Genomic DNA, 19,044 nt, shown 5'->3' with positions numbered 1-19,044 from the left:
TAAGTGTTGCTTATGGATTTCCGCCAACTGCGTTATTTCGTCGCGGTGTACGAAGAAGGTCACGTAGGCCGTGCCGCCGAACGCCTGTCGCTGTCACAGCCGGCGCTTTCCCAGCAGATTCGCCAGTTGGAGCACAGCCTCGACCTGAGCCTGTTCGAGCGCAGCAACAAACGCTTGCTGCCGACCCTGGCCGCCCACACCTTGTACAACCATGCCCTGCCGTTGCTCGACGGCCTGCAGCGTGCCCACGAGGCCATGCGCAACTTCAAGGGCCAGTCGCTGCGCACCTTGGCTATCGGTGTATTGCAGACCGTGCGGCCAAGCCTGATACCGCAGTTGCTTGAACGGCTGCGCAAGGCTCAACCTCACCTGGTCGTGCAGATTTACGAGTTGTCGGGGTTGGAGATCGAACGGCGCCTGCTCAACGGTAACCTGGACATCGGCATCAGCTATTTGCCGCCGCGCCAGCCAGGGCTGCATGGCCTGCTGTTGTACGAAGACGAGTTGCAGTTGGTCATACCCGATACCCACCCGCTGAAGGACTTCAAGAAGGTGTCCATCCGCCAGGCCGCCGAGTTGCCCATGCTGATGCTGGGCGAGGAGTTCCAGATCCGTCAGATCTGGCAGGCGCAGCTGGCCAGCCAGGGCCGACGGCCGCAGGTGCAGGCAGAGATGAACAATATGGCAGGGATTCTCGATAGCCTCGCGCACACAGCGCTGGCGACCATTCTGCCGGGGCGCGCCAAGGAGGCCGCCGAAGATGATCAGGGGCTGCTGTGGAAGCCGTTGAGCGAGCCGCGCGTGCCATTGAAGGTTGGCCTCGTATTTCGCGATGCCCAGCGCCAGCAGGCCTCTGTAGAGTTGCTGCGCACATTGCTTGAGGAAGAGACGGACGCCCGCCTGTTGGGTGCATCACCGCTGGATGTGCTGGCTTAAAACACGCACATAAAGAAAACCCCGCCGAAGCGGGGTTTTCCAGACTGTTTCCCTGTGACATCCGTATCGCCCCGCCATCCTGGCAGGTGGTCCTTCGTCGTCATCCTTGATCTGTCCTTTGCGCTTCCTGCGCAACGTCCATGTGGTAAAGATTAACCGTGGATCCAATCTTAGAACAGTGGTGAAAAGTCACCACGTCGTGTAGGAAAAAGCTTACACAGAGGGTTCATTCACAGATATGCGATGGCTGGGGCCGCTTCCACCTATCCAAACTTAGGCGATGCCTGTGGGAGCGGCCTTGCGTCGCGATTGGGCTGCGCAGCAGCCCCAACAATCGATCAGAACTGCTCGGCATCCAGCAGGTACAGCGACTCACTTCCCGCCTTCACCGAAGCCACCAGCGAATCCACCCGTGGCAGCAACCGCGCGAAGTAGAACCGCGCCGTACCCAGCTTGCCCGAATAGAACGGCGCATCCCCCTCGCCCGCCTGGGCCGCCCGCGCCATCAGTGCCCACATGTAGCCATAGGCAACATAGCCAAAGGCATGCAGGTACTCGACCGAAGCCGCGCCAATTTCATTCGGGTTGCCCTTGGCCTGCTGCAATACCCACTCGGTCAACCCGTCGAGCTGGTCGAGCGAAGCGCCCAGTGGCTTGGTGAATTCGTCCAATTCGCTGCCCGCACGGTTAATGAACTGGCGAATCTCGTCAGAGAACAGCTTGTAGTATGCCCCGCCGCTGGCCACCACCTTACGCCCCATCAGGTCGAGGGCCTGGATGCCATTGGTACCCTCGTAAATCTGGGTAATGCGCACATCGCGCACCAACTGCTCCTGCCCCCACTCACGAATGTAACCATGCCCGCCGAATACCTGCTGGCCGTGCACTGCGCACTCCAGGCCCAGGTCGGTGAGGAATGCCTTCGCCACCGGCGTCAGCAGTGCCACCAGCTCTTCGCTGCGTTTGCGCACGCTGGCGTCTTCGCTGTACTTGGCACTGTCCAGTTGCATGGCCACGTAGGTGGAAAAAGCGCGGCCACCCTCGATCAGCGCCTTCATGGTCAACAGCATGCGACGCACATCCGGGTGGACGATGATCGGGTCAGCAGCCTTGTCCTTGGCTTGTGGGCCGGTCGGGGCACGGCTTTGCAGGCGATCGCGGGCGTACTCCACGGCATTCTGGTAGGAGCGCTCGGCCGACGCCAGGCCTTGAATGCCGACGCCCAGGCGCTCGTAGTTCATCATGGTGAACATGGCCGCCAGGCCTTTGTTCGGCTCACCGACGATGTAGCCGACAGCTTCGTCGAAGTTCATCACACAGGTAGCCGAAGCCTGGATGCCCATTTTGTGCTCGATCGAGCCGCAAGTGGCCGGGTTCCGCGCGCCGAGGCTACCGTTTTCGTTGACCAGGAATTTCGGCACCAGGAACAGCGAAATACCTTTCGGCCCCGCCGGTGCATCCGGCAACTTGGCCAGCACAAGATGGATGATGTTCTCGGTCAGGTCGTGTTCGCCACCCGTGATGAAGATCTTGGTGCCGCTGACCTTGTAGCTGCCGTCAGCCTGGGGCTCGGCCTTGGTGCGGATAATGCCCAGGTCAGTACCGGCATGCGGCTCGGTCAGGCACATGGAGCCGGCCCAAACGCCGGCATACATGTTCGGAAGGTATTTTTCCTTCAAGGCCTCGCTGGCGTGGGCGTTGATCGACAGGCAGGCGCCGGCGGTCAGCATCGGGTACAGGCCGAAGGCCAGGCTGGACGCGTTGACCATTTCCTCCACCTGGGCCGAGATGGCCTTGGGCATACCCATACCGCCGAACAGCGGATCGCCGCCCACGCCCACCCAGCCGCCTTCAGCGTAAGTGTTGTAGGCCTCGATGAACCCGGCTGGGGTGCGTACCGCGCCGTTGTCCCAGTGGCAGCCCTCTTCGTCGGCGGCGCGGCTGAGCGGCGCAATGGTCCTGGCGGTTACCTTGCCGGCTTCTTCCAGCACGGCGATGGCTGTGTCGGCATCGACAACCTCGGCCAGCCCGGGCAACTGCGTCCACTGCTCGGCCACGTTGAAGACTTCATTCAGTACGAAGCGCATGTCGCGCAGGGGCGCTTTATAGTCAGCCATGACAACCTCTCGCTAGTCGGGTCGGGGCGGTCTCGGGGAACCGCGACACTGGGGTTACTGGCAGTGTAACCGAACAACTTTTGCGAGACATAGGGTCATCAATAGACTGCATAGTCTCGCCTGGTCACGCCGTGCGCACTGCCCCACGCAGTGATTGTCGCCCATGCACCATGACACAATTGCGCCCCGCGCCTTTGGCACTGTAGAGCGCCTGGTCGGCGGATTTCAGCACCGCCTCGGGGTTGCGATGATCGGCCTGGCGCTCGGCCACGCCGATACTGATGGTGACCGAGACGGTGCCGCCGGTGCTGCCAGCCCGGCGCTGGCGCCCGGCGGTATCATCCTGCGGGCGGTTGTGCTGATCGCGCAGGTGCATCACGTAATTGGCGATCACTTCACGCACGGCTTCCACATGCGGCACGCATTCCGCGGCAGTCTTGCCGGCGAACACCAGAGCGAACTCTTCCCCGCCATAACGGTAGGCGCGGCCACCGCCGGTGACTTTGGACAAACGGCTGGCGACCAACCGCAGCACTTGGTCACCGACATCGTGGCCGTGGGTGTCGTTGAATTTCTTGAAGTGGTCGACATCGGTCATGGCGATCACATAGTTACGCCCCAGGCGCTGCATGCGCTCGTTCAGGGCACGGCGCCCCGGCAGGCCAGTCAGCTCGTCACGGAAGGCCATCTGATAAGCCTCGTGCGCCACTGCTGCGGCGATCATCAGCATTACCTGGCTGCACATGATGTTCAAGGTAAACGGCAGGATGAAGGTTTGCGGCAGCATCCAGAAAATGCCCAGCAGGCCGATCAACTGGGCGGCATGCAGCGGCCGGGGTGCACGCAGGTACTGCACCACCAGCAGAATGAACACACCCAGGAACAGCGGGTAGACCATCTGGATCAGGCTCATCCAGTGGCCATGCAAAGCCGGCCAGCGGATCTCCGCCAACCAGGTCAGCAACGCCTCGGGGTAGCTTTGCTGGAGGGCCACCGCCACACTGCCCACGGCAAACAGCACGGCACCGCGAGCGACCAGGTCCTGCAGCAGGTGCGTACGCTCCTGCCAGGCGCCATACAGCCCGAACAGCGCCGGCAGCAACAGGCAGACAAGGTGGAAGATCACCGCGGCGTCCTCACGCACGCGGCCATGGTCACGGTAGAAGTCGGTCTGGGTATCGAGCAGGAAGTAGGCGATGTACACCGTCAGCATCAGGAACAGCTCACGCTGGCGGCGGTAAACCGCACAGTAGGCGCCGCCCAGCAGTAGAACCAAGGTAGGCAGGACATTGAACAGCGATGTGAAAAAGACGCTGAGGTCTCTCACATAGGCTGCGGCGAGCCCTGCCAGCAACAAGAACAGCGACGGCAGGAAGTGGCTTGCGCGAACAGCGTTAAGACGAAACAAGGGTAATCTCCAACCCGGCAGATCAATAATGGCATTGTGCCCTCACTTCATCGGCAGTGCACTGGAACAGTTGAATTTGCGGTTGGATTAACGAACTTCCCATGCACCGTGTCGCATCCTTCGCGGGTAAACCCGTTCCTACGACGGCCTGTGTTCAACCCCTGATGTGTGGCCACCACCGATCAGTGTGGTAGGAGCGGGTTTACCCGCGAATACGGTGGTGGCGGCAACGGTGAACGGCGGGTGAAAATTGGCCAGCAAGGCCGGCCCTTTCGCGGGTAAACCCGCTCCTACGAGGGACCACGCTGAACCTGAAGACGTAAAAAACCCGCCTGCCGGTCAGGGCAGGCGGGTTTTGGGTAAAGCGCCAGTATCAGTACGACAGACCGAAGTGCTCTTCGTCCATCGCCATCAGGTTGTTGGCGCCCGACAGCATGGTCGCCACATGGGTACGGGTACGTGGCAGGATGCGCTGGAAGTAGAAGCGGGCTGTCTGCAGCTTGGCGGTGTAGAACGCCTCCTCGCTGGTGCCGGCTGCCAGTTTCTCGGCGGCCAGGCGGGCGATGTCGGCCCAGAAGTAGGCCAGGCAGGCATAGCCGGAGTACATCAGGTAATCGACCGAAGCCGCACCCACTTCTTCACGGTCCTTCATGGCAGCCATGCCCACTTTCATGGTCAGCTCGCCCCACTCCTTGTTGATGGCCGCCAGCGGTTCGACGAACTCCTTGACCGCTTCGTTACCTTCCTGCGCCTGGCAGAACTTGTGCACGATCTTGGTGAAGCCCTTCAGTGCTTCGCCCTGAGTCATCAGCACTTTGCGACCGAGCAGGTCGAGGGCCTGAATACCGGTAGTGCCTTCGTACAGCATGGAGATACGGCTGTCGCGCACGTTCTGCTCCATGCCCCATTCGGCGATGAAGCCATGGCCACCGTAGATCTGTACGCCGTGGTTGGCGGCTTCGAAACCGACTTCGGTCATGAATGCCTTGGCGATCGGGGTCAGGAACGCCAGCAGGGCGTCAGCCTTCTTGCGCTCTTCTTCGTCCTGGCTGTACTTGACGATGTCCACCTGCTTGGCGGTGAAGTAAACCATCGCGCGGTTGCCTTCGGCGAAGGCCTTCATGGTCAGCAGCATGCGGCGCACGTCGGGATGGACGATAATCGGGTCAGCGGCCTTGTCCGGTGCTTTCGGGCCGGTCAGGGAACGCATCTGCAGGCGCTCACGGGCGTACTTCAAGCCACCCTGGAACGCGACCTCGGCGTGAGCCAGGCCTTGCAGCGCGGTCCCCAGACGAGCAGTGTTCATGAAGGTGAACATGCAGTTCAGGCCTTTGTTGGCTGGGCCGATCAGGTAGCCGGTGGCAGCATCGAAGTTCATGACGCAGGTGGCGTTACCGTGGATGCCCATCTTGTGTTCGATCGAGCCGCAGCTCACGCCGTTGCGCTCGCCCACACCGCCTTCGGCGTTGGGCAGGAACTTCGGCACGATGAACAGTGAAATACCCTTGGTGCCGGCCGGTGCGTCCGGCAGGCGGGCCAGAACGATATGGACGATGTTGTCGGCCATGTCGTGCTCACCGGCCGAAATGAAGATCTTGGTGCCCGACACTTTGTAGCTACCATCGGCCTGTGGCTCGGCCTTGGTGCGCAGCATGCCCAGGTCGGTCCCGCAGTGCGGTTCAGTCAGGCACATGGTGCCGGTCCACTCGCCGGACACCAGCTTGGTCAGGTAGGTGTGCTGCTGCTCGGCAGTGCCATGCGCAGAAATAGTGTTCATCGCGCCATGCGACAGGCCTGGGTACATACCCCACGACCAGTTCGAGCCACCGACCATTTCGCTCAGGGCCAGGCCCAGCGATTCTGGCAGGCCTTGGCCGCCATGTTCGACGTCATGTGCCAGGCTCGGCCAGCCGCCTTCGACGAACTGCTGGTAGGCTTCCTTGAAGCCGGTTGGGGTTTTCACCCCCGATTCGCTCCAGGTGCAGCCTTCCTGGTCACCCACGCGGTTCAGCGGCGACAACACCTGCTCACAGAACTTCGCGCCTTCTTCAAGGATCGCGTCGACCATGTCGGGCGTGGCGTCCTGGCAGCCCGGCAGGCTCTGATAGTGCGCCTCATAGCCAAGCAGCTCGTCGCGAACGAAGCGGATATCACGCAAGGGGGCTTTGTAGTCAGGCATTGCGATGAACCTCTAGGTGAGTTCTGTGGGGTGACCCGCGCTTGGCGGAAGCCGATCAAACAGTTGTTTGAAACTTACGTTTAGCTCAGCTTTCTGTCAAGGATGGACTATGGTGCCATTTACGCCACGAAAAATGGCAAATCAGTCATGCGATGGCACAAACCCTTGTAGGAGCGGGCTTGCCCGCGAAGAGGCCCGACCAGACAAAATTGTTGTCTGATCGGACGCATTCGCGGGCAAGCCCGCTCCTACAAGGGCAGGCGCTGAAATAAGGGATGAAGCAAATGTTCAGGCGTAGGTGTCGATGATCCGGCCAAGCATTTCGTCGGATGCCTTGACGACCTTTGCGCCGAGCTCGACTTCGGTCTTGCCCACCGCCTGTTGCACGACACTGGTGGCCAAGTCCATCTGCTGGCTGCGGTCGACCGCGCGCAGGCGTTCGGCCTGAAAATCGCTGGACTGGCTAGTGGCGGTACGTTCGGCAGTGGTGTTGGCGATCTGGCTGGCGGCCTGATCGACGCGGTTCTGGCCGGTCTGGATTGCGCTCAGGCCCGCGTAGTAGGCGGAGCTACCGGTGATTTCCATGTCAGGACTCCATTGACGCTGGATGACGAACAGCCCCAATTAAAACAGGCTAGGGGCGAAAAGGCCCGTTTAAATCCCTAATAGCTCAATGCCAGTTGATAGGCCTTGGGTATTCCTGCACTGGCCGCTTCGCGGGTAAACCCGCGCCCACAACGGTATGCGTTCCCTCGTAGGAGCGGGTTTACCCGCGAAGAGGCCGGGCCTGCAACACACTAATCCAACAGATCCAGCTGCAGATGCTCAGCCACCATGTCGGCACTGGCCTGCTTGAGCTTGGGCACCCGCCCCAGGCAAGGCGCCGGCAGGCGCTCTGCAAGGCTGGCCAGGTTCTCTTCCAGGCGTGAGGTGCGCGGCTCGATGATGTTTGCCACCCAACCCGCCAACTGCAGCCCATCACGCTCGATCGCTTCGGCGCTGAGCAAGGCATGGCTGATGCAACCCAACCGCACGCCTACCACCAGAATCACCGGCAACCGCAGGGCAACGGCAAGGTCGGACAGGTTTTCCAGGCCCGACAGCGGTACACGCCAGCCACCGGCCCCCTCTATCAAGGTGAAGTCGGCATTTTGTTGCAGCACATTGCGCATCGCCGCGAGCAGTTCAGGTACAGCCAGCGTCACCCCTGCCTCGCGCGCCGCCACATGCGGGGCTATAGCAGGCTCGAAGGCAAACGGATTGACCTGCTCATAGGGCAGCTTGACCGTGCTTTCGTCGATCAGCGCCAGGGCATCGCTATTGCGCAAGCCTTTCGGCGTCATGGTGCAGCCCGAGGCCACCGGCTTGGCACCCAGCGTGCTCATGCCCTGCAAACGCGCCGCATGCAACAGGCCGGCGGCGATGGTGGTCTTACCGACATCGGTATCGGTACCCGCAATGAAAAAGGCCTGGCTCATCGTGCTCCCCTTACACCTGTGGCTTGCGCAACACACCATAGACCACTTGATAGGTGGCTGGCAGCCCCGCGGGCTGGCGAAATGCCTCATAGGCCTGCAACAGGCCCTGCATTCGCGCCCGGCCGGTGAGGCCGGAAGGTCGCCCAGGGTTCAGATTGTGCGCCCCCAACGCCTTCAGTTCGTGGGTCAGGCTGCGCACATCCGGGTAGTGCAGCACATGCGGGCACCGCTCTAGCTCAAGCTGTTCAAAACCGCTGGCTGCGCACAGGCGCTGATAGTCTTCGAAACGGCGGAAGCGGTTTACATGCACCAGGCCATCCACCGCCTGCCAGCTGGCGCGCAGTTCGTCGAGGGTGCCCACGCACAGGCTGCTGAAGGCCAGTACACCGCCTGGGCACAGCACCCGCTGCGCCTCGGCCAGCACACTGGCGAACTGATCGCACCACTGCACCGCCAGGCTGGAAAACACCAGGTCGATGCTGCCATCGGGCAGCGGCAAACGCTCGGCGTCGCCAACCACGTGATACTGCGCCCCACCCTTAACATGACGGGCATGAAGCAACATGCCCTCGGCAATATCCACCGCCACGCCGCTGGCCTGGGCGAAACGCTCAGCCAGCATGCGGCTGAAATGGCCGGTGCCACTGCCCAGGTCCAGCCAGTGTGACGGCTGCAGGCCTGCCGGCAACTGCTCCAGCAGGCTCAGGCCTACAGCGCGCTGAAGGGCCGCCACGCTGTCGTAGCTGGCCGCGGCGCGGGAGAACGAGGCCGCCACCTGGCGCTTGTCGGGTAATGCGCCGGGCAGGGTCGGACGGGAAAGGTCAGTCATCGCCACTCTCATGCAGAAAACTCTTGATGCCCGCCGCCAGCTCCTGCGGGTACTCCAGCAAAAACGCGTGGGAACTGTCTTCGACCAGGCCCACTTCTACATCGGGCAACAGCTCGCTCAACGCCTTTGCCGCCTCTGCCGGCACTAGTGCATCGCTGCCGGCGAACAGGTGCAGTTGCGGGCCATCATAGGCCTGCAAGGCTTCACGGGTGTCCAGCTTGGCCAGCACTTCAAGGCCAGTGGCCAGGTACAACGGGTCGGTATCCGGCACGCCGACACCCAGTTGGCGCAACAGGGTGCGCGGCTGCAGGGCGCCGTCGCTGCACAGGGTACGGAAGCGCTTGAGGGTAACCTGAGTATGGTTGCGGCAACCGTCGAGGAAGGTGCCGAAGGTGTCTTCGGCCATGCCATGGGGCCAATCTGGCCGGGCCAGGAAGCTGGGGTTGCTGGCCAAGGTCAGCAGCCCGCAGCAGTGGTCGCCACGCTTGTGCGCCAGCGCGCTGGCCAACATGCCACCCAGTGACCAGCCACCCAGCCAGACATTGTTGGGCAGCTTGCGGTCCAGATGGTCGATCCAGGCCTGCACATCGCTGTGGGCCAGTTCTGGCAGGGGCATCAGCTCTACCTGCAGGCGGGCGTCCTGGGCTCGCAGGCTAGCGGCCAGCGGCTCCAGCGCAGCAGTTCCCAAGCCCCAGCCGGGCAATAGAACAAGTCGATTACGCATCGGCGTTCTCCAACTGTGGATAACACTCGGCCAATGCATTCAACAATAGCTGCACCTGCGCCTCGCTGTGTGCGGCGCTCAGGGTTACCCGCAGGCGTGCGCTGCCAGCCGGCACGGTGGGTGGACGGATGGCCGTCACCAGCAAGCCGCGCTCACGCAGCAGGCGTGACAGGCGCAACGCCTGCGCACTGTCGCCGATCACGATGGGCTGGATCGGCGTCGGGCTGTCCATCAACTGCAGCCCCAGCTGCTGCGCGCCTTCTCGGAACTGGCGAATCAAGGCTGCCAGGTGCTCACGACGCCAGGTTTCGCGGCGCAGCAGCTCCAGGCTCTTGAGTGTGGCGCAGGCCAGCGCCGGTGGCTGGCTGGTGGTGTAGATATAGGGGCGGGCGAACTGTACCAGCGCCTCGATCAGCGCTTCGCTGCCAGCAACAAAGGCGCCCGCAGTGCCGCAAGCCTTGCCCAGCGTGCCGATCAGCACCGGTACGTCATCCACGCCCAGGCCAAAGTGCTCGACGATGCCGCCGCCCTGTGCGCCCAAGGTACCCAGGCCATGGGCATCGTCAACCATCAGCCAGGCTCCGCGGGCACGGGCGACATCAGCCAGCGCCGGCAGGTCGGCCAGGTCACCGTCCATGCTGAATACGCCATCGGTCACCACCAGGGTATTGCCGACTGCCTTGTCCAGGCGGCTGGCCAGGCTGGCCGGGTCGTTATGCAGGTAGCGGTTGAAGCGGGCACCACTGAGCAGCCCGCCATCCAGCAGCGAGGCATGGTTGAGGCGGTCTTGCAGTACCGTGTCGCCCTGCCCCACCAGCGCGGTGATGGCGCCCAGATTGGCCATATAGCCGGTGGAGAACAACAGGGCGCGCGGGCGGCCGGTGAGTTCAGCCAGTGCCTCTTCAACCTGATGGTGCGGGGTGCTGTGGCCAACCACCAGGTGCGAGGCACCACCTCCCACACCCCAGCGCTCGGCGCCGGCCTGCCAGGCGGCGATCACCTCGGGGTGGTTGGCCAGGCCCAGGTAGTCATTGCTGCAGAAGGCCAGCAACCGCTGGCCGTCGACCACCACTTCCGGCCCTTGCGGGCTTTCCAGCAATGGCCGCTGCCGATACAGGTCTGCGGCGCGCCGTTCGGCCAGGCGCGCTGCCAGGTCGAAAGCCATGTCAGGCTGTCGCGGCTTCGTAGAACATCTCGCTGCTGCGCTGCTCGACCAGCGCTTGCTCGATGGCTGCCTGGTGCACTTCGTCGGCGTGCTCTTCACGCGCTTCGGGCTTGATGCCCAGGCGTGCGAACAGCTGCATGTCCTTGTCGGCCTGGGGGTTGGCGGTGGTCAACAGCTTTTCGCCGTAGAAGATCGAGTTGGCGCCCGCCATGAAGGCCAGGGCCTGCATCTGCTCGTTCATCTGCTCGCGGCCGGCGGACAGGCGCACGTGAGACTTGGGCATGAGGATCCGGGCCACGGCCAGCATACGGATAAAGTCGAACGGGTCGACGTCCTCTTCCTCAGCCAGCGGCGTGCCGGCCACCTTGACCAGCATGTTGATCGGCACCGACTCCGGATGCTCCGGTAGGTTGGCCAGCTGGATCAGCAGGCCGGCACGGTCATCCAGCGACTCACCCATGCCCAGAATGCCACCAGAGCAGATTTTCATCCCGGCATCGCGCACGTAGGCCAGGGTCTGCAGGCGCTCGCTGTAGGTACGCGTGGTGATGATGCTGCCGTAGAACTCCGGCGAGGTGTCGAGGTTGTGGTTGTAGTAGTCCAGACCAGCCTGGGCCAGGGCCTTGGTCTGCTCCTGGTCGAGTTTGCCGAGGGTCATGCAGGTTTCCAGGCCCATGGCCTTGACGCCTTTGACCATCTCCAGCACGTAGGGCATGTCTTTGGCCGACGGGTGTTTCCACGCCGCCCCCATGCAGAAACGGGTAGAACCGATGGCTTTGGCGCGGGCAGCTTCCTCCAGCACCTTCTGCACTTCCATCAGCTTCTGTTTCTCCAGCCCGGTGTTGTAGTGACCGGACTGCGGACAATATTTGCAATCTTCCGGGCAGGCGCCGGTCTTGATCGACAGCAAGGTCGAAACCTGCACGCGGTTGGGGTCGAAATGCGCGCGGTGCACGGTCTGCGCCTGGAACAGCAAGTCATTGAACGGTTGCTGGAACAGCGCCTTGACCTCGGCCAGGGACCAGTCGTGACGTGTTGTTGCAGTTGTGCTGGCGCTCATCGGCGTTTCCTTGTTTAGGCTGTAGCTGGCGCCGGGACAGGAAAGCCCGCCAGCGCATCACGGATAGCTCGCATAGTCATGGAAGGCCTATGAACTGTCAACTGCACTGGAAGCGACTGGTTTACAAGTGCTCACTTATTAATCAGAAGTGCTTGTTATGCGATGAGCCTGCCGAACAGCATTACCCGCTGTGCATCACCTGCGAACAGGCGCTGCCCTGGCTGGGTGATCAGTGCCGGCATTGCGCCCTGCCCCTGCCTATGGCCGGCTTGACCTGCGCCCCATGTGGCCGCTGCTTGCCGGCCTTCGATCAGGTCATTGCCCTGTGGCATTTCGGCTTTCCGGTGGACACGTTGATCAGCCGTTTCAAGCACAATCGCCAATGGCCTTTGGGGCGCCTGATGGCTGAACTGCTGGGGCAGGGGCTGCTGTATCGCTATGCCGAAGGGTTGCCTCGCCCTGACCTGCTGTTGCCTGTGCCTTTGGCCAGGCGTCGACTGCGCGAGCGGGGGTTCAACCAGGCAGGGATGCTTGGGCGGTGGTTGTCATCGCACGTCGGCGTAACCTGCAACGAGCGTTTGCTGGTCCGCACACGCGAGACACCGGCACAGCAACATCTGGGCGCCAAGGCACGGCAGCGCAATTTACGCCAGGCGTTCGCGGTAAAGGGCGAACTGGAAGGCAAGCATGTCGCCATCGTCGATGATGTGTTGACCACCGGTGCCACTGCGCAGGCTATCGCCCAGGCACTGCGCAAGGCAGGTGCGCGGCGGGTGGATGTGTATTGCCTGGCACGTACGCCCAAACCGGGGTATGTATGACCAGGCGCGACCTGCCCATTTGTAAAGCACCCTTGTATACGGAATACCCATGTCCCTACCCCCCGTTCTCACCCAGCACATCGCCCGCCGCCCACAGCGCATCGCGCTGCTGCAGCACATTGCCGAACAAGGCTCGATCACCCGCGCCGCCAAGGCCGCGGGTATCAGCTACAAGGCGGCCTGGGATGCCATCGACGAGCTCAACAATCTGGCCAGCCAGCCCTTGGTCAAGCGCAGCACCGGTGGCCGTGGCGGTGGCGGTGCGCATCTGTCGCCGGAAGGCGAGCGGGTGTTGCGCCTGTACCAAAGGCTGCAGGCCCTGCAGGCACAAATCCTTGAGGCCGCCGAAGAATCCGGCGACCTCGACCTGCTCGGGCGCCTGATGCTGCGCACCAGTGCGCGCAACCAGTTGCAGGGCCAGGTCAGCGGCCTGCGCCCTGAAGGCCGGTATGACCGCGTCAGCCTGGCATTGGGTGGCGGGTTGGAGATCGATGCGCTGATCACCCACGACAGCACGGCGCGCCTGGAGCTGACCCTGGGAACGATGGTGGTGGCGCTGCTAAAGGCCGGGTGGGTGCGGTTGCTGGCGCAAGAGGAAGAAGCCGAGGGAGGCAGCAACTGTTTGAGCGCAACGGTGGAAGAAGTGCTGGCCGAGGAGGATGGCCCCAGCGAGGTCAGGCTGGCGCTGGGGAATGGCCAGACGTTGTGTGCCATTGCAGAGGCGCAGTGGTTGGCTGGGCAACAATTGGCGGCCGGCAGCTCGGTGCGGGTGCAGTTCCATCCGTCCTATGTGCTGATCGGGATACCGGCATAGCCTGGCCACACGGCAAGCGGATTGCGGGCCTGCCTGTGAAGAAGCCGGCACAGGCATAACGCGCTACCATGGCCCCACGCCGCTTACCCTCCGGAGCCACCATGTCCCACCCCTTTGACACCCTCACCCCCGACCTGGTCCTGGACGCAGTGGAAAGCCTGGGCTTTCTCAGCGACGCTCGGGTGCTGGCGCTGAACAGCTACGAGAACCGCGTGTACCAGGTGGGCATCGAAGACGCGCAGCCGTTGATTGCCAAGTTCTACCGCCCAGGCCGCTGGAGCGATGCAGCCATCCTCGAAGAACACGCCTTCACGGCCGAACTCGCCGACTGCGAAGTCCCGGTGGTTGCGCCCATGCAGCACAATGACCGCACTTTGTTCGAACACAAGGGCTTCCGCTTCACGCTGTTCCCCCGTCGCGGCGGCCACGCCCCCGAACCTGGCAACCTCGACCAGTTGTATCGCCTGGGCCAGTTACTTGGCCGCCTGCATGGCGTGGGCGCCAGCAAGCCGTTCAAGCACCGTGAGGCACTGGCTGTGGACAACTTTGGCCACGCCTCGCTGAACACCTTGCTGGAGGGTAATTTTGTCCCGCGTGAACTGCAGCCGGCGTTCGAGTCCGTGGCCCGCGATCTGCTCAAGCGGGTGGAGGACATCTACGCTCGCACACCACACCAGCTCATCCGCCTGCACGGCGACCTGCACCCCGGCAACCTGATGCACCGTGACGAGGTGTACCACGTGGTCGACCTCGACGATTGCCGCATGGGCCCAGCGGTGCAAGACCTGTGGATGATGCTGGCCGGCAACCGTGAGGAGCGCCTGGGGCAACTGGCCGAGCTGATCGACGGCTACAACGAGTTCCACGACTTCGACCCGCGCGAACTGGCCCTGATCGAGCCCCTGCGCGCCCTGCGCCAGCTGCACTATAGCGCCTGGCTGGCAAGGCGCTGGGACGACCCGGCGTTCCCGCCCAGCTTCCCTTGGTTCGGCCAGCCACGCTACTGGGGCGACCAGATTCTCGCCTTGCGCGAACAGATGGCTGCGCTGGATGAAGCTCCGCTGAAATTGTTCTAGAAGCACGCCCGCCTCTGTCTACAATAGGCGTCGCTTTATTTAGCAACCTAAGCAAGGATTCTGCATGCACGCCGCAAACCCGCGTCGCGGGTACATACTGGGCTTGAGCGCCTACATCATCTGGGGCCTTTTCCCCCTCTACTTCAAGGCAATCCAGAGCGTCCCGGCGGTGGAGATCATTGTCCACCGGGTGCTCTGGTCAGCACTGTTCGGCTCGCTGCTGCTACTGGTGTGGAAACACCCCGGCTGGTGGCGTGAACTGCGCAACAACCCGCGCCGGCTGGGCATCCTGGCACTGAGCGGGGCACTGATCGCCGGTAACTGGCTGACCTACGTGTGGTCGGTGAACAACGGCCGTATGCTCGAGGCCAGCCTGGGCTATTACATCAACCCGCTGATCAATGTACTGCTGGGCATGCTGATTCTTGGTGAGCGCCTGCGCCGCCTGCAATGGCTGGCGGTGGGCATGGCTACCGTGGGTGTGGCGCAGCAGGTGTGGCAAGTGGGCAGCCTGCCGTGGGTGTCGCTGGTGCTGGCGTTGAGCTTCGGCTTCTATGGGCTGATCCGTAAGCAGGCGCCGGTGGCTGCGCTGCCCGGCCTGGTGGTGGAAACCTGGATGCTGGTACCGCTGGCCCTTGGCTGGCTGCTACTGCACCCGGCAGCGATGAGTGCCCAGGGCGCGTTCTATACCAGCAGCGAGGCGCTGTGGCTGATGGCGGCCGGGCCGGTGACGCTGGTGCCGCTGGTATGCTTCAACGCCGCCGCACGGCACCTGCCGTACACCACGCTGGGCTTCCTGCAGTACCTGGCGCCGACCTTGGTGCTGTTGCAGGCCGTAGTGCTGTTCGACGAGCATTTGTCGTCGAGCACCCTGGCGGCCTTCATGTTCATTTGGGCAGGTTTGGCGATTTACAGCGTCGATGCATGGCTGAACTTGCGCAAACGTAGCTGATCAGAAAACGATCAAAACTCTGCAGGTCATGTAGCGCCTGGCCTGCAGAGACATCTCCATAGGTTATCCACACCCTCGTCCCCGCACTTTGTGCACAAGCCGCTGATAATTGGGCATTTTTTGAGCAAAACAGTACAAGGCACGTGATACCTGGGCTGGAGAGGTACACCCCCAGGTTATCCACAGGGCCTTCCCCGTGATATCGGGATAACCGCAGATGGCCGCTTCGCGACACAAGACCGACATTTGTCCGGTGTACACAGGAACCTGAGGGAGCGGCCTTGTGTCGCGATTGGGCCGCAAAGCGGCCTCGGCAGCCTCTGTTCAATCCTCTGCCCGCAGCTTCAACTCCACCATCAAGTCATCCGCCAAGCTCTCTAGCTTCTGCTGCAGTTCATCCAGCGGCAAGGTCAGCGGCAGCGCCAGCAACGCGTCAGCGTGGAACAACGGCTCACTGCTCATCGGCGCCGGCCGCACTTCTGTGGAAAACCGCTCGACGTTTACCTGCAACTCGGCCAGCAAGCGGGTAATGTCCCGCACGATACCCGGCCGGTCGTTACCCACCAGCTCCATGGCAATCGGCTTCCAGGTGCACGACGGCTCGATCCCGCTCTCGGCAATCAGCACGCGAATGTCATACCTGGCCAGCCCCTGCAGCGAGGCCACAAGCTCGGCGTAATTCTCTGCCGGCACCGCCACCCGCAGAATCCCAGCAAACTGCCCGGCCATACGCGACATGCGGCTTTCCAGCCAGTTACCACTGTGGTCGGCAATGCACTGGGCAATACGTTCGACCTGGCCGGCCTTGTCAGGGGCAATTACAGTCAGTACAAGATGATCCACAAGCCCTTCCTCGTGTCGGACCGCGCCGGGCGGCAGAAAATCGGGGGATCGAGTCAGTATAGGCAAGGCGCGGCAACCTGCCGCAGGGCAATCTGCACAGCCAATCGTGTACTGTTTCAAGATTTATCTGGAACAATCCACCTGTTTTTTGCGAACATACCTACTCCCAGCGTGACCATACGCGACCAACGGGTCGCATAACGGCGCTTTTAGTCTGATTTTGCCCCGCCTACTGCTTCATGTAGTATCCCGTGGCGCGGACTACAAAACGTCGTTTGGATGTCTGCCAAGGCGCCTGTGAAAATACGCACACTGCCCGCCAGCCTGTCTGGCAGGCCGCACCCAGCCGCCCCCGAGCAACCCCGGAGGCATGCACTGGTGCCGTGTTTAGAGAAGCGCTACAGGCTTAATACAGAAGAGCGAAATAGCTGAGCAGAGTGAGGCAAGCAATGACTGGATACGTTCAAGTCGGTGGCCTTCAGGTCGCCAAGGTCCTGTACGACTTCGTGAACAACGAAGCCATCCCCGGGACCGGCATCGTCGCCGAGCAGTTCTGGGCGGGTGCAGAGAAGATCATCAATGACCTCGCTCCAAAGAACAAAGCCCTGCTCGCCAAGCGCGACGAGCTGCAAGCCAAGATCGACGCCTGGCACCAGGCACGCAAAGGCCAGGCCCACGACGCCGCAGCCTACAAAGCATTCCTCCAGGAAATCGGCTACCTGCTGCCACAAGCCGACGATTTCCAGGCCACCACCCAGAATGTGGACGAAGAAATCGCCCACATGGCCGGTCCACAACTGGTCGTGCCGGTGATGAACGCCCGCTTCGCCCTGAACGCCGCCAACGCCCGCTGGGGTTCGCTGTACGATGCCCTGTACGGCACCGACGCCATCAGCGATGAAGGCGGCGCCGAAAAAGGCCAGGGTTACAACAAGATACGCGGCGACAAGGTCATCGCCTTCGCCCGCGCCTTCCTCGACGAAGCCGCGCCACTGGCCGCCGGCTCGCACGTCGACTCCACGGGCTATCGCATCGAAGGCGGCAAGCTGGTTGTTGCCCTGAAAGGCGGCAGCAACACTGGCCTACGCGACGATGCGCAACTGATTGGCTTCCACGGCGACGCCGCCGCGCCCACTGCTGTGCTGCTCAAGCACAACGGCCTGCACTTCGAAATCCAGGTCGATGCCAGCACCCCGGTCGGCAGCACCGACGCCGCTGGCGTCAAAGACATCCTGATGGAGTCGGCACTGACCACCATCATGGACTGCGAAGACTCGGTTGCAGCCGTCGACGCTGACGACAAAGTCATCGTCTACCGCAACTGGCTGGGCTTGATGAAAGGCGACCTGGCCGAAAGCGTGAGCAAGGGTGGCAAAACCTTCACCCGCACCATGAACCCGGACCGCGAGTACGCTGCGCCTAACGGCGGCAGCGTGACCCTGCACGGTCGTTCGTTGCTGTTCGTGCGCAACGTTGGCCACCTGATGACCAACCCGGCGATCCTCGATGCCCAGGGCAACGAAATCCCCGAAGGTATCCAGGACGGGCTGTTCACCAACCTGATCGCCCTGCACAATCTCAACGGTAACACTAGCCGCAAGAATACCCGCAGCGGCAGCGTGTACATCGTCAAGCCGAAGATGCACGGCCCTGAGGAAGTGGCCTTCGCCGCCGAGATCTTCAGCCAGGTCGAAGACCTGCTGGGCATGCCACGCAACACCGTCAAGGTCGGCATCATGGACGAGGAACGCCGTACCACGGTCAACCTCAAATCCTGCATCAAGGCAGCCGCCGAGCGCGTGGCGTTCATCAATACCGGCTTCCTTGACCGCACTGGCGATGAAATCCACACCTCGATGGAAGCCGGCGCCGTGGTGCGCAAAGGTGCCATGAAGAACGAGAAGTGGATCGGCGCCTACGAAAACAACAACGTCGACGTTGGCCTGGCCACCGGCCTGCAAGGCCGTGCGCAGATCGGCAAAGGCATGTGGGCCATGCCTGACCTGATGGCCGCCATGCTCGAGCAGAAGATCGCCCACCCACTGGCCGGTGCCAACACCGCCTGGGTACCGTCGCCAACTGCCGCCACCCTGCACGCCCTGCACTACCACAAGGTGGACGTACAGGCGCGCCAGCGTGAACTGGCTTCACGTACCCCGGCGTCGGTGGATGACATTCTGGCCATTCCGCTGGCTGCCGACACCAACTGGTCGGCCGAAGAGATCCGCAACGAGCTGGACAACAACGCCCAGGGCATTCTCGGCTACGTGGTGCGCTGGATCGACCAGGGCGTGGGTTGCTCGAAGGTGCCGGACATCAACAACGTCGGCCTGATGGAAGACCGTGCCACCCTGCGCATCTCCGCCCAGCTGCTGGCCAACTGGCTGCGCCACGGCGTGGTCAGCCAGGAACAGGTGCTGGAAAGCCTCAAGCGCATGGCCGTGGTGGTCGATCAGCAGAACGCTGGCGACCCACTGTACCGCCCAATGGCGCCGAACTTCGACGACAACGTGGCGTTCCAGGCGGCTGTGGAACTGGTAGTGGAAGGTGGCAAGCAACCGAACGGTTATACCGAGCCGGTACTGCACCGCCGTCGCCGCGAGTTCAAGGCGCGTAACGGGTTGTAAGCAGCATCTGCGCCA

Annotated in this window: 16 protein-coding genes; 6 read left to right on the top strand and 10 right to left on the bottom strand. The window is 62.5% G+C overall.

The window, feature by feature from the left end; all coding sequences use genetic code 11:
• Window positions 1–12: 12 nt before the first annotated feature.
• Window positions 13–936, top strand: coding sequence for a LysR family transcriptional regulator (locus FQ668_RS01120; protein WP_003255599.1), 924 nt, complete (start codon window positions 13–15; stop codon window positions 934–936).
• A 338-nt stretch (window positions 937–1,274) separates the two neighbouring features.
• Here FQ668_RS01120 and FQ668_RS01115 read toward each other — a convergent pair whose 3' ends face one another.
• From FQ668_RS01115 to bioB, 9 genes are all read right to left on the bottom strand, one after another.
• Window positions 1,275–3,053: an acyl-CoA dehydrogenase C-terminal domain-containing protein gene (locus FQ668_RS01115; RefSeq protein ID WP_144179837.1), complete on the bottom strand. Its 1,779-nt coding sequence runs from the start codon at window positions 3,051–3,053 to the stop codon at window positions 1,275–1,277.
• A 124-nt stretch (window positions 3,054–3,177) separates the two neighbouring features.
• Window positions 3,178–4,461 carry a diguanylate cyclase gene (locus tag FQ668_RS01110; RefSeq protein ID WP_014589427.1) on the bottom strand — a complete coding sequence of 428 codons (1,284 nt, stop codon included), beginning with the start codon at window positions 4,459–4,461 and terminating at the stop codon, window positions 3,178–3,180.
• 373 nt (window positions 4,462–4,834) lie between these two features.
• Complete coding sequence (locus FQ668_RS01105; protein ID WP_010951720.1) at window positions 4,835–6,640, bottom strand: phenylacyl-CoA dehydrogenase; 1,806 nt, start codon at window positions 6,638–6,640, stop codon at window positions 4,835–4,837.
• A gap of 288 nt (window positions 6,641–6,928) precedes the next feature.
• Window positions 6,929–7,225 (bottom strand): hypothetical protein, encoded by a 297-nt coding sequence (locus FQ668_RS01100; RefSeq protein ID WP_014589426.1) that lies wholly within the window; start codon window positions 7,223–7,225, stop codon window positions 6,929–6,931.
• Window positions 7,226–7,437: 212 nt separating this feature from the next.
• Window positions 7,438–8,118 carry a dethiobiotin synthase gene (gene bioD, locus FQ668_RS01095; RefSeq protein ID WP_003255605.1) on the bottom strand — a complete coding sequence of 227 codons (681 nt, stop codon included), beginning with the start codon at window positions 8,116–8,118 and terminating at the stop codon, window positions 7,438–7,440.
• 10 nt (window positions 8,119–8,128) lie between these two features.
• Window positions 8,129–8,947, bottom strand: coding sequence for a malonyl-ACP O-methyltransferase BioC (bioC, locus tag FQ668_RS01090; RefSeq protein WP_144179835.1), 819 nt, complete (start codon window positions 8,945–8,947; stop codon window positions 8,129–8,131).
• A complete protein-coding gene (locus FQ668_RS01085) occupies window positions 8,940–9,671 on the bottom strand; it encodes an alpha/beta fold hydrolase (RefSeq protein WP_014589424.1) in 732 nt (243 codons plus the stop codon). Before FQ668_RS01085 ends, bioC begins: the two co-directional genes overlap by 8 nt.
• Window positions 9,664–10,836, bottom strand: a complete 1,173-nt coding sequence (gene bioF / locus FQ668_RS01080) for an 8-amino-7-oxononanoate synthase (RefSeq protein ID WP_004577120.1) — start codon at window positions 10,834–10,836, stop codon at window positions 9,664–9,666. Before bioF ends, FQ668_RS01085 begins: the two co-directional genes overlap by 8 nt.
• Window position 10,837: 1 nt before the next feature.
• Entirely contained in the window at window positions 10,838–11,896 is a 1,059-nt protein-coding gene (bioB, locus tag FQ668_RS01075; protein ID WP_119714210.1) for a biotin synthase BioB, read from the bottom strand.
• A gap of 89 nt (window positions 11,897–11,985) precedes the next feature.
• Here bioB and FQ668_RS01070 point away from each other — a divergent pair, with 89 nt between their 5' ends.
• The 4 genes from FQ668_RS01070 to rarD all read left to right on the top strand — a co-directional run bounded on the left by FQ668_RS01070 (window position 11,986) and on the right by rarD (window position 15,559).
• On the top strand, window positions 11,986–12,717 hold the full coding sequence (locus FQ668_RS01070; protein WP_014589422.1) for a ComF family protein: 732 nt from the start codon (window positions 11,986–11,988) through the stop codon (window positions 12,715–12,717).
• Between the two features lie 49 nt (window positions 12,718–12,766).
• Window positions 12,767–13,531 carry a TOBE domain-containing protein gene (locus FQ668_RS01065; RefSeq protein ID WP_019437063.1) on the top strand — a complete coding sequence of 255 codons (765 nt, stop codon included), beginning with the start codon at window positions 12,767–12,769 and terminating at the stop codon, window positions 13,529–13,531.
• A gap of 101 nt (window positions 13,532–13,632) precedes the next feature.
• On the top strand, window positions 13,633–14,607 hold the full coding sequence (locus FQ668_RS01060; protein ID WP_144179833.1) for a serine/threonine protein kinase: 975 nt from the start codon (window positions 13,633–13,635) through the stop codon (window positions 14,605–14,607).
• Between the two features lie 64 nt (window positions 14,608–14,671).
• Complete coding sequence (gene rarD / locus FQ668_RS01055; protein ID WP_019437061.1) at window positions 14,672–15,559, top strand: EamA family transporter RarD; 888 nt, start codon at window positions 14,672–14,674, stop codon at window positions 15,557–15,559.
• A 324-nt stretch (window positions 15,560–15,883) separates the two neighbouring features.
• On the opposite strand, the gene FQ668_RS01050 is transcribed toward rarD, so the two are convergent.
• Window positions 15,884–16,402 (bottom strand): glycine cleavage system protein R, encoded by a 519-nt coding sequence (locus FQ668_RS01050; RefSeq protein WP_014589417.1) that lies wholly within the window; start codon window positions 16,400–16,402, stop codon window positions 15,884–15,886.
• A gap of 449 nt (window positions 16,403–16,851) precedes the next feature.
• On the opposite strand from FQ668_RS01050, the gene FQ668_RS01045 reads away from it, so the two are divergent.
• Window positions 16,852–19,029: a malate synthase G gene (locus FQ668_RS01045; protein WP_014589416.1), complete on the top strand. Its 2,178-nt coding sequence runs from the start codon at window positions 16,852–16,854 to the stop codon at window positions 19,027–19,029.
• Window positions 19,030–19,044 lie beyond the last annotated feature (15 nt).

It is taken from the genome of Pseudomonas sp. Kh14, from assembly GCF_900291005.1.
In the GTDB taxonomy this organism is placed as follows: domain Bacteria; phylum Pseudomonadota; class Gammaproteobacteria; order Pseudomonadales; family Pseudomonadaceae; genus Aquipseudomonas; species Aquipseudomonas alloputida.
This window is presented reverse-complemented; position numbering and strand designations above follow the sequence as displayed.

What these genes read in the sequence shown, in the direction of transcription:
- FQ668_RS01070 (WP_014589422.1), top strand. Translation starts at nt 11,986, where the DNA reads ATGAACTGTCAACTGCACTGGAAGCGACTGGTTTACAAGTGCTCACTT.
- bioD (WP_003255605.1), bottom strand. Translation starts at nt 8,118, where the DNA reads ATGAGCCAGGCCTTTTTCATTGCGGGTACCGATACCGATGTCGGTAAG.
- bioB (WP_119714210.1), bottom strand. Translation starts at nt 11,896, where the DNA reads ATGAGCGCCAGCACAACTGCAACAACACGTCACGACTGGTCCCTGGCC.
- FQ668_RS01115 (WP_144179837.1), bottom strand. Translation starts at nt 3,053, where the DNA reads ATGGCTGACTATAAAGCGCCCCTGCGCGACATGCGCTTCGTACTGAAT.
- FQ668_RS01085 (WP_014589424.1), bottom strand. Translation starts at nt 9,671, where the DNA reads ATGCGTAATCGACTTGTTCTATTGCCCGGCTGGGGCTTGGGAACTGCT.
- FQ668_RS01100 (WP_014589426.1), bottom strand. Translation starts at nt 7,225, where the DNA reads ATGGAAATCACCGGTAGCTCCGCCTACTACGCGGGCCTGAGCGCAATC.
- FQ668_RS01105 (WP_010951720.1), bottom strand. Translation starts at nt 6,640, where the DNA reads ATGCCTGACTACAAAGCCCCCTTGCGTGATATCCGCTTCGTTCGCGAC.
- FQ668_RS01065 (WP_019437063.1), top strand. Translation starts at nt 12,767, where the DNA reads ATGTCCCTACCCCCCGTTCTCACCCAGCACATCGCCCGCCGCCCACAG.
- FQ668_RS01060 (WP_144179833.1), top strand. Translation starts at nt 13,633, where the DNA reads ATGTCCCACCCCTTTGACACCCTCACCCCCGACCTGGTCCTGGACGCA.
- FQ668_RS01120 (WP_003255599.1), top strand. Translation starts at nt 13, where the DNA reads ATGGATTTCCGCCAACTGCGTTATTTCGTCGCGGTGTACGAAGAAGGT.
- bioC (WP_144179835.1), bottom strand. Translation starts at nt 8,947, where the DNA reads ATGACTGACCTTTCCCGTCCGACCCTGCCCGGCGCATTACCCGACAAG.
- FQ668_RS01045 (WP_014589416.1), top strand. Translation starts at nt 16,852, where the DNA reads ATGACTGGATACGTTCAAGTCGGTGGCCTTCAGGTCGCCAAGGTCCTG.
- bioF (WP_004577120.1), bottom strand. Translation starts at nt 10,836, where the DNA reads ATGGCTTTCGACCTGGCAGCGCGCCTGGCCGAACGGCGCGCCGCAGAC.
- rarD (WP_019437061.1), top strand. Translation starts at nt 14,672, where the DNA reads ATGCACGCCGCAAACCCGCGTCGCGGGTACATACTGGGCTTGAGCGCC.